This window comes from Brevundimonas naejangsanensis, from assembly GCF_003627995.1.
In the GTDB taxonomy this organism is placed as follows: Bacteria; Pseudomonadota; Alphaproteobacteria; order Caulobacterales; family Caulobacteraceae; genus Brevundimonas; species Brevundimonas naejangsanensis_B.
In genome coordinates this window covers 1,433,760-1,444,774 of the sequence record NZ_CP032707.1, presented here as the reverse complement: position 1 = coordinate 1,444,774, position 11,015 = coordinate 1,433,760, and the positions used below count along the sequence as shown (strand labels likewise).

The window sequence follows — 11,015 nt, the reverse complement described above, 5'->3', positions numbered from 1 at the left end:
GTCGGCCAACGGCCGTCGCGTGACGGCTGACGCCGACTGAACGGACAAGCCCCTCACCCTTTGGCTGCTCCGCGCCGCCCTTCGGGTCGCCTGAACCAATCGCTTCGCTCTTGGAGGCTCAAGCCCTCTCCCGCCGGGAGAGGGTAGTAGTGCAGTCTTTTCCGCGTTTCTGGTGTATGAGCCGCCGCCATGCCCTTCACCGCCACCGTCCTGACCATGTTCCCCGAGGCCTTTCCCGGACCGCTGGGGGTGTCGCTGATCGGCACCGCCTGGCGCGAGAAGGGGCTGTGGGACTTGCAGACGCTGGACATTCGCGCGTTTTCCGAAGATAAGCGCGGCTTCCTGGACGACACCCCTGCGGGTGGCGGTCCCGGTCAGGTGCTGAAAGCGGACGTGGTGGCCAGGGCTCTCGACAGCCTGGAAGGCCCGCCTAGGCCGCTTTTGTACATGAGCGCACGCGGTCGACCCCTGACGCAGGCGCGAGTGACGGAATGGGCCAAGGCCGACGGCATCGTCGTGCTGTGCGGCCGTTTCGAGGGGGTGGACCAGCGGGTGCTCGACGCCCGGGGGTTCGAGGAGGTCTCCGTCGGGGACGCGGTGCTCGCCGGCGGCGAGGCGGCGGCCATGGTGGCGATCGAGGCGTGCGTCCGGTTGGTTCCGGGGGTTCTGGGTGCGGCGGAAAGCCTGTCCACCGAGAGCTTCGAGGACGACCTGCTTGAGCATCCGCAGTACACGCGACCGCGGACGTTCGAGGGCCACGACATCCCGGAAGTCCTGTTGTCAGGCGATCATAAGAAGATCGCCAAATGGCGCCAGGAGCAAAGGGAAGCGACGACGCGGGAGCGGCGCCCGGATCTCTGGGAGCGGCATCTCGCCAACTTACAGGTAAAGAGCAAACAAGCTCCGGAGAAATGACATGAACATCGTCCAGCAGCTCGCTGCCGAAGAAAAAGCCCGCCTGCTCGAAGGCAAGACCATCCCCGATTTCCAGCCGGGCGACACCCTGCGCGTCAACGTGCGCATCAAGGAAGGCGAGCGCGAACGCATCCAGGCGTTCGAAGGCGTCTGCATCGCCCGTGACGGCGGCGGCGTGAACGAGACCTTCACGGTCCGCAAGATTTCGTTCGGTGAAGGCGTGGAGCGTCGCTTCCCGATCCTGTCGCCGAACGTCGACTCCATCGAAGTGAAGCGTCGCGGCGTCGTCCGTCGCGCCAAGCTGTATTACCTGCGCGACCGTCGCGGCAAGTCGGCCCGGATCGCCGAGCGCCAGACGGCCCGCAAGGTCGCCGTCCCGGCCACCGGCACGGCCGAGAAGGCCGGCGACGAGGCCTGATTTCAGGCTTCGGCTTCGCGCTGAAGATCAAAAGCCCCGGCGGAGACGCCGGGGCTTTTTTGTTGGCTGCATGGAGCGCCCTGGAGCAACCCTCTCCCGGCGGGAGATGGAATTCTTGCGCTTGAATAGCCAAGCCCTCCCCACCCGGTCGCTGCGCGACCACCCTCCCCGGGACGGGGAGGGAGAGGGTCGCGTTTGCCCTACTTCGGATACAGCGGATTGTCGGCGTCGCGCTGGGCCTCCAGGCTGTGCTTGAGGGCGCTCATCTGGTCGTGGCCGGCCTTCACCTCGGCGTAGGCGCGACGGACCGTCTCCTTGGTAGTGGCCGACAGGCCCGCGTCGGCCAGGGCGCGCTCGAAGCGGCCCTTCAGATGATCCTCGCCGCTTTCCACCGAGCCGACCACCGAGGCGTCGTCGCGCAGCAGGGCGGCCTTCACGTCCATGAAGGCGCGCTGAGCCTTGGCCAGGATGGAGCCCTCCTCCTCGGGCGAGCCGCCGCGCTCGCGGACCGCCGCCCTGAGGTCGTCCGCCAGGCGGCGCCGTTCGGCCGCCCGCGCCTCGAACCAGTCGCTGTGGCCGGGGTCCGCGGCCTCGGCCGCCGCCTCCCTGTAGCCGTCGGCGCTGTCGATCAGCCCTTCGACCAGGCCGTTCAGCACCTTGACGTCGTGACTATTGCCCGCGCTCATGGGGCCCTCCGCTGCTGACCAGGAACAGAACCCCTGCCCGCGGCGAAGGTTGCGGCCTCAGAGCTTGGTGCGCAGCGACCAGAGCTCGGGGAAGCAGCGGCGCTTCAGCGTCTCGACCAGATAGCCGACCCCGTCGGTGCCGCCCGTGCCCTGACGGCGGCCGATGATCCGCTCGACGGTGATCACATGCTTGTGCCGCCAGGTCAGCAGGGCGTCGTCCAGGTCGACCAGCTTCTCGGCCAGTTGATAGAGGGGCCACCAGCGCTCGGTGTCGCGATAGACCTCGAGCCAGGCGGCTTCGACGCCCTCGGACGGTTCATAGGACTGGCTGACATCGCGGTTCAGCACCTCGGCGGGAACCGGCAGGCCCGCCAGCGACAGCTGGCGCAGGGCGTCGTCATAGAGGCTGGGGGCCTTCAGCGCAGCCTCCAGCGCGGCGTGCGCCTGGGGACGCTCGGCGTGGAAGCGCAGGAAGCGCGGGTCCTTCAGGCCCAGCATGGTCTCCAGACGGCGGAACTGGTCGCTCTGGAAGCCGGAGCTGGCGCCCAGGTCGCCGCGGAATTTCAGATAGTCGGACGGCGTCATGGTGGCCAGGATGTCCCAGCTCTGGGTCATGACGGCCTGGATGCGGCTGACGCGGGCCAGGCTCTTGTAGGCGGGCACCAGGTCGCCCGCGCGGATCAGCGTCTGGGCCAGGGCCACCTCGTGCAGGATTTGCTTGAGCCACAGTTCCTTGGTCTGGTGGATGACGATGAACAGCATTTCGTCATGCTGGTCGGAGCGGGGCTTCTGGGCGCTGAGCAGGTCGTCGAGCGCCAGATAGCCGGCGTAGGTCACGCCCTGCGGCTCGTGCTTGGCCGTGTCGATGGCGTGTCCGCGAATGTCGTTTGCGTCGGTCATGCGCCAGCTATCGCCCGATCAGGCGATGCGCGCCAGAGCCCAGAAGCGCCTAGTTGGAGGCGCGGCCTTCGTTGGCGGCGGCGGCGGCCATCTGACGGCCGTTCTCGAACGCCTCGCGCGCGCCTTTGTAGATGAAGCCGTAGGTCGGATAGACCGTCGTGCCCAGGTCGTTGATCGGGTTGTACCAGACCTTGACCCGGCTCCAGTCGCCCGAAGGGGAGACGTCGACGACGGTGACGTTCTCCTCGACCTTGCCGCGGCTGCCGCCCCAGTTGGCGTGGGTGACGCGGATCACGCGGTCGGTCAGCACGTCCGAGACCACGGCGACGTGGCCGGCGCTCATCCGGCCGTGCGGCTGGAACACCAGGACCGAGCCGGTTTCCGGCGCGTCGCCGGTGCGGAACTTGTCGACGGCCTGGCGCCACCAGGTCCAGGCGTCGCCGAACAGCTGGATGCCCGAGAACATGCGCGCGAAGGTCACGCACTGCCAATAGGCGTCGCCGGCCTGTGCCGGGGTCGAACCGAGCGCAAAGAATCCCAGGGTCGCCGCAAGCGCGGCGGCAGTGAGCCGTTTCATCATGGGGCGTGCTCCCGACTGACGCGGAACAAGCCTTAGACGATAGAGTCCGAATGTTGAAGAACCGTTTCCGACTGTTTCGACGGCTGATCCACAGATGATCGCCGTTCGTCCGCCCATCCGCGCAGGACGCGCCGCGCGGGCCGTTCGATCAGCCGGTGGACGAGGACCGCGGCGACAATCAAGCCGAGGATGATCCCCAGCCACAACAGAAGGGGCAGCTTCTTGTCTTCGGCGCCGATCAGCCGCGACATGACGTTGACCGCCAGCATCTGCCAGGGCGCGCACAGCATATACACGGCGTAACTGATCTCTCCGAGATAAACGGCGGCGGACGAGCCCATGACGCCCGGCCGCTCGGCGGGCAGGCCGGCCAGAGCCAGAATCAAGAGCCCCCCGGCCAGGACGACGACCCCGTCCCAGCTCAGCAGGGCGGCGCTCACGACCATCGCCCCCGCGGCCACCAAGGCCAGAAGGCGGGCGCGCGGCACGGGCCCGCGACGATGGGCGAGGTAGAGGGCGCAGCCGTAGGCGAAGCAGGGCGCGATCCGCAGCGCCCCCCATTTGAACGTCGCCTCGGTCAGCCGATAGCCGGCTAGGCGCTCGAACCCGATATGGAGGACGGCCAGCAGCAGCGCCGCCGCCGCGACGGCCACCCACGGCTGACGGCGCAGCGTCCAGGCCGCCGCCGCGAACAGGGGAAAGCTCAGATAGGCGAACCACTCGGCCGAGATCGACCAGGACGGATGGTTCCAGCCCGCCTCGCCCGCGAAGCCCCAGGCGTGGACCATCAGCAGGTTGGGCAGGAGGGTCTTCCAGCTCAGCACGCTGGAATCGATCGCCATCCCCGCCGCCGTCGCCGTCAGGCCCAGGGCCATGACGCCGACCAGGGTGAACAGGTGCAGCGGATAGACCCGCGCGATCCGCGCCCACAGGAAGCCGCGATAGCCGAAGCGCTGCTCGCCGAAGGCCTGCAGATAGACGTGGCTGAGGATGAAGCCCGACAGGACGAAGAAGAGCTCGACCCCCAGGTAGCCCTTGGCGGCCAAGGCGGGCATGCCGTCGACCGCCAGATTGGGCCAAAGCAGATAGACCACCACCCACAAGGCGGCGAAGAACCGCAGGGCGGTCAGGGGACGGAGATCGATCGGCGTCGCGACGGGCGTCATCAGGGCGTCCTGCCATGAAGCAGCCGGGAACGGCCCGGCCCTGCGCCGGCGGGCGCTGCAAGCCCGGCGCCAGCTGCGCCTTATTCCACGCGGCCGCCCTCTCCGGCCCGCTCGATCGCGGCCGAGGCGGCGGCGCAGCCGGTCAGGGTCTCGCCGCCGATCTCGACCCGGGCGGCCAGGGGGTAGGTGCGGTCGCTCATGCCGTCCGAACAGTCGGTCGCGGTCAGGGTGACGACCAGGGGCGTCCCCGCCTCGGTCCTGGCCGTCCAGCTGGCCAGGGCGCCCTGCAGCACCGGACCGGGGTTGGCGGCCTTCTGCTCGGCCCGGTCGACGCCCGAATAGGTCAGGCCCTGGGGCGTGATCTCCACCGCCCAGAAGGGCTCGGTCCCCAGCACCCGCACCGGCTGGTCCAGATCGACCCCGGCCAGGGTGCGGGGCTCGGTCTTGGCCGGGGCCGGGGCCTCGCCGCCGCCCGGCTGCGAACAGGCGGTCAGGGCCAGGCCGAGGACGGCGGCGGGGAACAGCATGGCGGCGCGCATGGGCGGTCCTTTCTCGGCTTTGGCGGCGAAGGTCCCGGTTTGACCAGCAAGCGTCAAGACAGGCGCCAAAGCGCCTCGGCTGGGTTAATGTCGCCCCATGCCGATTCGCCCCGCCTCCGACGCCGCCCTCACGGCCTGCGAATTCTTCGCGGGGGGCGGGCTGGCGGGCCTGGGCCTGAATCTGGAGGGCGCCGGCTTCCGCACCGTCCTGGCCAACGACATCGACCCGGCCAAGGCGCGCGCCTTTCGCGCCAACCACCCGGACGTTCCCCTGATCGAAGGCGACGTCTGGACGCTGACGCCCGAGCAGATCCCCGGCGCGCCGGACCTGTGCTGGGCCTCCTCGCCATGCCAGGACGTCAGCCTGGCCGGGGCGCGCGGCGGGCTGCAGGCCCAGCGCTCGGGCGCCTTCTGGGGCTTCTGGAAGCTGATGCAGGCCCTGGACGCCGAGGGGCGCGGCCCGCGCATCGTGGTGATCGAGAACGTCATCGGCCTGCTGACCTCGGGCGGGGGCGCCGATTTCGTCGCCGTCTGCGGGGCCATGGCCGAGGCCGGCTATACGGTCGGCGCCCTGGAGATCGACGCCGCCCTATGGCTGCCGCAGTCGCGTCCGCGCCTGTTCATCGTCGCCATGCGCGAAACCGAAGGCGCGCGTCGGCCCGGCCCGGCGGGGCCCTTCCATTCCGCCCGGGTGATCGCCGCCCACACGCGCCTGCCCGAGGCGGTCAAGGCCGCCTGGGCCTGGTGGGACCTGGCGCCGCCGCCCCGCCGCAACCGGAACCTGGCCGCCCTGCTCGAGCCCGGCGCGCCGGTGTTCAAGGCGGCCGAGACGCGGACGCTGCTGGCCATGGCCTCGCCCCTGCACCGGGCGCGGCTGGAGGCGATCCGGGCTTCCGGCGAGCGCCGCATCGGCGCCGCCTTCCGCCGCGTGCGCATCGAGAACGGCCGCAAGGTCCAGCGGCTGGAGATGCGCTTCGACGGCCTGGCCGGCTGCCTGCGCACCCCCTCGGGGGGCTCGTCACGGCAATATGTGGCAGTCGTCGACAAGGGCCGGGTCGCCCTGCGGCGCCTGACCGGGCGCGAGGCCGCGCGCCTGATGGGGGTGGACGACGCCTACCGCCTGCCGGCCAGCGAGAGCGCGGCCTTGAAGCTGATGGGCGACGCCGTGGCCGTGCCCGTGGTCGAGGCCCTGACGCGGCAGCTGCTGCTGCCCGCCCTGCAAGACGCGCGCGCCGGAGCCGCCGCCTAGAGTCCCTTCATTGCCTTCTTGCGTCATCCCTGGGCTTGTCCCGGGGCTCCAGACGCTCGAGGCATGATTGGCTGACGCCGAAGTCTGCATCTCAAGCGTCGCGTTTCTGGATTCTCGGGACGCCCGAGAATGACGAAATAAATCAATGAGCCATACGGGCTCTCGACCTGAACGGGCTCAGTAGAGGTCGTCGTCCTCGCCCGAGCGATCGTCGGGGTTCAGGCCGGGGTCGAGATGGTTGTCGACGCGGTCGTCCCAGCCCTCGCGGTCTGAGCGGAAGGCCAGGAGCATCAGCCCCCAGGCCAGGCCCACCGTGCCCAGCACGCCCAGGCCCATGGCGATCCAGCCGTGGATGGTCATGGCGCCGCCGCCGATCAGGCGCCAGTAGCCCGCCAGCCCCAGGGTGACGACGGCCGAGATGGCCGCCGCCAGGATCAGGGCGCGCAGGAAACGTCCGAGACGGCCGCCGCGAGCCTGCGCCATGGGTCAGCTCACCCGATTCAGGTCAGCGCTGGACCCACTGCCCCTGGGCGTTCTTGTACCACTGGCCCGAGCTGATGCGCGGGAAGAGCTGGGTCTCGAACATGCGGGCGCCGGCCACATCCGCCGTGGTGCCGGCGTCGGCGGCGCTGCGGGCGTAGGCCTGGCGGCGACCGGCGTTGGTGGCGCTGACGGCGGCCTGGGTGTCGGCGTTCACGGAGGTGCGCACGCCGAGGTAGCCGTCGGCCTGCTCGCCGACCGAACCAGCGGCCTTGGCCTGGTCGACCAGGGCCTTTTGCGAGGCGGTCTGGGCCACGGCGGCCCCGGCGGCGACGCCCAGAGCGGCGACGGCGGCCACGGCCACGAAGAGTTTGCGATAAGTCATGTCAGCCCCCTTTCGTATCAGAACAGGTTGGGGTTTTCGCGGAGCAGGTTCTGCAGTTCCTGGTCCAGCTTGATGCGGATGTCGGCGTCCAGCTTGGCGTAGATCTGCAACGGCTCGCTGAACTTGATGTTCACCGTGGGGGCGCAGGCCGCCAGGCTGGCGGTGCCGAGGCCGAGCAGGGCGACGATCTGGCGCTTGCTGATCATGGGCCGATTCATGGGGCCGATCTCCGAAGGCGGCGTTGAGGTCCCGACGATCTAACGCCGGTGCGGGTGAATGGGTTCTGAACAAAGCGGAGCCGCCCATCAAGGCTTAGGTTGCGGCTCCTCGCCCCGGCGCGCGTATTCCAGCAGGTCGGACACGATCTGGTTGACGTTCCAGGTGGTGTCCAGCGTCAGGTCGATAGGGGTGTCGGACGGCAGGTTGAGCTTCTTGTTCAGGAAGTCGCGCCGGAGCAGCTCCATGAAGGTCAGGCGCAACTGCTCGCGCTCGGGCGGATCGTGGCGGCCGCGAATGTGGAAGCGCACGCCCAGACGGCCTCCGTCCAGGCTGTTGACCTCGGCCGTCAGGTCGCTGATCGCCAGATCCTGCATCGCCTGATAGGCCAGGTCCTGCATGGTGTTGGGCGGCAGGGCGGCCGAAGCCTCGCCGCCGCCCGCGGCCAGGTCGTCGAAGACCTCGGGCTGGATCGACAGGCGGCCGGGGCGCACGCCGTTCAGCACGCCGCCCGTCACGCGCCAGCCCGTCTTCGGATCATAGGTGAAGGGCAGCCGCCCCGAGACCACGGCGTCCAGCTCGGCCTTGTCCTGAAGATTGGCGCTCTTGATCAGTTCGTTGAGCTGGATGCCCTCGACCAGGATGACGCCGCCCCAGGCCTGGCCCGGCGTCAGCGGAAGGTCCAGAGCCTCGACGCGGATGCGGCCGCCGGCGGCCCGGACCTGCCCGCCCTGGAGATGCAGGGCCGCCTCGTCCAGGCCGAACCGCAGCTCCAGATCGGTCAGGGGGGTGACGGTCTGCACCCGATCGGCCGTCAGGCGCTGGTCCGGGGCCGTGACCAGGGGGGTGAGGCTGGTGAACTCGACCCGGCCCTTCAGCCCCTCGACCTTGCCCGCCGGGCTGGTGAAGTCCAGTTCCGGCACGGTCAGGACGCCGGAGCTGGTCGCGCCCTCGGCCGTCCAGTCGAACCGCCCCTCGAAGGCGGCCGAGCCCTCGACCGGCGACTTCACATAGTCGGCGACGAGGGGGCTGAGGTCGTCGGGCTGCAGGCCGTATTGGGTGAAGGTCAGGCCGGGCGCCGAAATGACCGCGTTCCCCGCCCCGGCCCGGCCGTCATGGCGCAGGTCGACGCGGCCGACGGCCTGATCGAGGCGCGACAGGTCCAGGCCCGCGGTCCAGACGTCGTCGGCCAGCCGCGCCTCGCCCCTCGCCTGAAGCGGCAGGAAGCGGGCCGGGTCGGTGACGTCGAACACCAGAGCCCGGTCGATCCCGGCGCGCATCGACGTCCCTCCGGGCGCGCCGTCCACCGCCAGATCGCCTTCGGCCTCGGCGAAGCGCATCCCCAGGAAGGGCGCGGTCGCGGCCACGTCCGCGAGCCGACCCCGCGCGCGCCAGGCGCCGCCCTGAACCGAGATCAGAGGTTCCCCGGTGGGACAAACGCGACCGGAGACGGCCTCGACCGAGTTCTCGCCCAGGTCCAGCTTGCGCACCGTCACCGGGCTGCAGTGGTTCGCCGTGTAGGTCAGCCGCCCCCCGACGGACGCCAACTCGCCCTCGGTGCTGAAGGCGATGTCGCGCGCCGGGCCGAAATCGAGCGCCGCCTGCCCCTTCAGCCGCGCCGCAAAGCCACCCCGCGCCAGCCGCCACTGCACGCCGTCGAACCGGACCTCGGGCAGGCCGCCGCCGCGCGTCGAGGCCAGGCTGAAGGCGCCGTGCGCCCCCTCTCCCGCCGCAAGGGCCAGGGCGGGACCGGTCGCCGCCGACAGCCTGAGTTCGCCGCCGTTGGCTGGCCGGGCCGTGATCGGCCGCAGCAGGGTCAACTCGACCCCGGCGTTGTCGCTGACCAGCCGCACCTGGGGCGCGTCCAGGGCGAAGGCGCCAAGCGCCCGCTTGAGTTCGGCCAGTTCGGGCACGTCGTCGGCCCGGGGCGCGCCGAACAGGGGCGCCGAGGCCTGGGCGGCGCCTAGGGCGCCCACGGCGCTGATGCGCGTCACCCCGTCGCGCACCAGGTCGAAATCCAGACGCCCGCGTGCGCCGTTCAGCGTCAGGTCGCCCGTGGCCAGGCGTCGGGCGGCCAGGGTCGCCGGCCCCTGCGCCTCGAAGGCCCTGCCCTGCCCGCCGACCTCGACGCCGGGCGAGGCTACGACCGCCTGGTCCAGGCGGGCCTCGCCGATGCGGCCCGAGGCCAAGCTCAGCCGCGCGGGCGAGGCCGCGCGCCATTTCAGGGTCTTCTCATCTGTCCCGCCCGAGGCCGAGAGGGCCACGCGACCCAGATCCAGCGCCGCCTGGCGCAGGTCCAGCCCCTCGCCCCACACCCGATCCGCCCTGACCGCCGTGCGCGCCTGCCCTTCCAGACGCCAGGCGTTCAGCCAGCCCTCGACCGCCCCGGCGAAGTCGAGGGTGGCGTCAACGGCCCGGGCCGCAGCGCCACCGCCGGTCAGTTCGTCGGCCGTCAGCCGGGCGCTCAGGCCGACGCGGCCGTCGCCGCGCCGCGTCTTGAGATCAGGATAGGGCAGGTCGCCGCTCAGCCTCAGATCCAACCCCTCGCCGCCGGCGTCCGCCAGGGCGAAGCGCTCGGCCTGGGCCTGCAGCTTGACGGCGGTCCGGTCGCCGACGGTCGTCACCTCGATGACCCCGCCCAGGCCGCGCGCCTCGACCGACCCGCTCTTCAGCGAGGCGGCGGGCATCCGGCCGGACAGGCGCATCAGCTTGCCGTCGTCGACGCGGGCGTCGCCCAGCACCCGCAAGGGCCCGTATTCGGTGTCGATGCGCGCCTGCCCGCCCTCGACGAGGACCAGGGGCCCGGGCATCTCGGGACGCGGCGGGCGGGCCAGGAACTCCTCGATCAGCGGGTCCAGCTTGCCCATGGACAGCCTGCCCTGCTTCCAGCTGAGCTTGGCGACAGGCCGCACCAGGCGGATGCGGCTGGGCGTCACCCCCAGGCCCGCCTCGGACCAGGGCATGCCCAGGGCGTAGTCGACCTCGACGCGCTCGACCCGGAAGTCGGGATCACGGCCGTCGCCGATGACGATGCGGCCGACGAAGCCGCTGAGCTCCAGCCTCTCGATCTCGACGTCGGCGTCGATGCCGCGCCGGTCCAGCCAGCCGACCAGCAGCTCGCGCGCCGCCGCGCGCCGGTTCAGGTAAAGCGCCGCCGCCAGCAGCAGCAGGAGCGCCAGCACGATGACGAGCGCCCGCGCCATCCGGCCCAGACGCGACCGACGGGTGGTGGGGCGCGGGCGGGCGTCGGAAGGAGACCCGGGAGGGGGAACGTCGTCGGTCAAGGGGCGCTGGGAGTTCAACTGAGCGGGGAAAGGAACAACGCCACAGAATGCGCCGCGACAACAGTCGTTGCAGAATGAGCACTGCGACGTGACACCTGCGCCACTACCAGCCGAGATCGACTATAGGAAGGCGAACTTTCGCTCAAGACTCGCGTCGAACACTGAAATACTGCGCGTGATCCCCGCCAAGTTAACCA

At 70.6% G+C, this 11,015-nt stretch carries 12 protein-coding genes; 3 read left to right on the top strand and 9 right to left on the bottom strand.

Annotation, left to right across the window (positions count from 1 at the left end; genetic code table 11):
• Positions 1-189 precede the first annotated feature (189 nt).
• Together trmD and rplS are read left to right on the top strand one after the other, a co-directional pair.
• Complete coding sequence (gene trmD, locus D8I30_RS06790) at positions 190-915, top strand: tRNA (guanosine(37)-N1)-methyltransferase TrmD (protein WP_121482067.1); 726 nt, start codon at positions 190-192, stop codon at positions 913-915.
• A gap of 1 nt (position 916) precedes the next feature.
• Positions 917-1,333 carry a 50S ribosomal protein L19 gene (rplS, locus tag D8I30_RS06785; RefSeq protein ID WP_121482066.1) on the top strand — a complete coding sequence of 139 codons (417 nt, stop codon included), beginning with the start codon at positions 917-919 and terminating at the stop codon, positions 1,331-1,333.
• Between the two features lie 200 nt (positions 1,334-1,533).
• On the opposite strand, the gene D8I30_RS06780 is transcribed toward rplS, so the two are convergent.
• The 5 genes from D8I30_RS06780 to D8I30_RS06760 form a co-directional block, all read right to left on the bottom strand.
• On the bottom strand, positions 1,534-2,019 hold the full coding sequence (locus tag D8I30_RS06780; RefSeq protein WP_121482065.1) for a PA2169 family four-helix-bundle protein: 486 nt from the start codon (positions 2,017-2,019) through the stop codon (positions 1,534-1,536).
• 57 nt (positions 2,020-2,076) lie between these two features.
• Positions 2,077-2,919: a tryptophan 2,3-dioxygenase gene (locus D8I30_RS06775; RefSeq protein WP_240387353.1), complete on the bottom strand. Its 843-nt coding sequence runs from the start codon at positions 2,917-2,919 to the stop codon at positions 2,077-2,079.
• Between the two features lie 49 nt (positions 2,920-2,968).
• A complete protein-coding gene (locus D8I30_RS06770; RefSeq protein WP_240387352.1) occupies positions 2,969-3,496 on the bottom strand; it encodes a CHAP domain-containing protein in 528 nt (175 codons plus the stop codon).
• 35 nt (positions 3,497-3,531) lie between these two features.
• Positions 3,532-4,665 carry an acyltransferase family protein gene (locus D8I30_RS06765; RefSeq protein WP_121482063.1) on the bottom strand — a complete coding sequence of 378 codons (1,134 nt, stop codon included), beginning with the start codon at positions 4,663-4,665 and terminating at the stop codon, positions 3,532-3,534.
• An 80-nt stretch (positions 4,666-4,745) separates the two neighbouring features.
• Positions 4,746-5,204 (bottom strand): COG3650 family protein, encoded by a 459-nt coding sequence (locus D8I30_RS06760; RefSeq protein ID WP_121482062.1) that lies wholly within the window; start codon positions 5,202-5,204, stop codon positions 4,746-4,748.
• A gap of 97 nt (positions 5,205-5,301) precedes the next feature.
• On the opposite strand from D8I30_RS06760, the gene D8I30_RS06755 reads away from it, so the two are divergent.
• Positions 5,302-6,453 carry a DNA cytosine methyltransferase gene (locus D8I30_RS06755; RefSeq protein WP_121482061.1) on the top strand — a complete coding sequence of 384 codons (1,152 nt, stop codon included), beginning with the start codon at positions 5,302-5,304 and terminating at the stop codon, positions 6,451-6,453.
• A gap of 177 nt (positions 6,454-6,630) precedes the next feature.
• Here the strand turns inward: D8I30_RS06755 and D8I30_RS06750 are convergent, their stop codons facing one another.
• The 4 genes from D8I30_RS06750 to D8I30_RS06735 all read right to left on the bottom strand — a co-directional run bounded on the left by D8I30_RS06750 (position 6,631) and on the right by D8I30_RS06735 (position 10,737).
• Complete coding sequence (locus D8I30_RS06750; RefSeq protein ID WP_121482060.1) at positions 6,631-6,936, bottom strand: hypothetical protein; 306 nt, start codon at positions 6,934-6,936, stop codon at positions 6,631-6,633.
• A gap of 22 nt (positions 6,937-6,958) precedes the next feature.
• Positions 6,959-7,318, bottom strand: coding sequence for a YdbL family protein (locus D8I30_RS06745; RefSeq protein ID WP_121482059.1), 360 nt, complete (start codon positions 7,316-7,318; stop codon positions 6,959-6,961).
• Positions 7,319-7,335: 17 nt separating this feature from the next.
• The gene (locus D8I30_RS06740; protein WP_121483425.1) at positions 7,336-7,524 is read right to left on the bottom strand and encodes a YnbE family lipoprotein; all 189 of its coding nucleotides are present in this window, start codon (positions 7,522-7,524) and stop codon (positions 7,336-7,338) included.
• A 99-nt stretch (positions 7,525-7,623) separates the two neighbouring features.
• Positions 7,624-10,737, bottom strand: a complete 3,114-nt coding sequence (locus D8I30_RS06735) for an intermembrane phospholipid transport protein YdbH family protein (RefSeq protein WP_121482058.1) — start codon at positions 10,735-10,737, stop codon at positions 7,624-7,626.
• Between the last annotated feature and the right edge of the window lie 278 nt (positions 10,738-11,015).

What these genes read in the sequence shown, in the direction of transcription:
- trmD (WP_121482067.1), top strand. Translation starts at nt 190, where the DNA reads ATGCCCTTCACCGCCACCGTCCTGACCATGTTCCCCGAGGCCTTTCCC.
- rplS (WP_121482066.1), top strand. Translation starts at nt 917, where the DNA reads ATGAACATCGTCCAGCAGCTCGCTGCCGAAGAAAAAGCCCGCCTGCTC.
- D8I30_RS06780 (WP_121482065.1), bottom strand. Translation starts at nt 2,019, where the DNA reads ATGAGCGCGGGCAATAGTCACGACGTCAAGGTGCTGAACGGCCTGGTC.
- D8I30_RS06775 (WP_240387353.1), bottom strand. Translation starts at nt 2,919, where the DNA reads ATGACCGACGCAAACGACATTCGCGGACACGCCATCGACACGGCCAAG.
- D8I30_RS06770 (WP_240387352.1), bottom strand. Translation starts at nt 3,496, where the DNA reads ATGAAACGGCTCACTGCCGCCGCGCTTGCGGCGACCCTGGGATTCTTT.
- D8I30_RS06765 (WP_121482063.1), bottom strand. Translation starts at nt 4,665, where the DNA reads ATGACGCCCGTCGCGACGCCGATCGATCTCCGTCCCCTGACCGCCCTG.
- D8I30_RS06760 (WP_121482062.1), bottom strand. Translation starts at nt 5,204, where the DNA reads ATGCGCGCCGCCATGCTGTTCCCCGCCGCCGTCCTCGGCCTGGCCCTG.
- D8I30_RS06755 (WP_121482061.1), top strand. Translation starts at nt 5,302, where the DNA reads ATGCCGATTCGCCCCGCCTCCGACGCCGCCCTCACGGCCTGCGAATTC.
- D8I30_RS06750 (WP_121482060.1), bottom strand. Translation starts at nt 6,936, where the DNA reads ATGGCGCAGGCTCGCGGCGGCCGTCTCGGACGTTTCCTGCGCGCCCTG.
- D8I30_RS06745 (WP_121482059.1), bottom strand. Translation starts at nt 7,318, where the DNA reads ATGACTTATCGCAAACTCTTCGTGGCCGTGGCCGCCGTCGCCGCTCTG.
- D8I30_RS06740 (WP_121483425.1), bottom strand. Translation starts at nt 7,524, where the DNA reads ATGATCAGCAAGCGCCAGATCGTCGCCCTGCTCGGCCTCGGCACCGCC.
- D8I30_RS06735 (WP_121482058.1), bottom strand. Translation starts at nt 10,737, where the DNA reads ATGGCGCGGGCGCTCGTCATCGTGCTGGCGCTCCTGCTGCTGCTGGCG.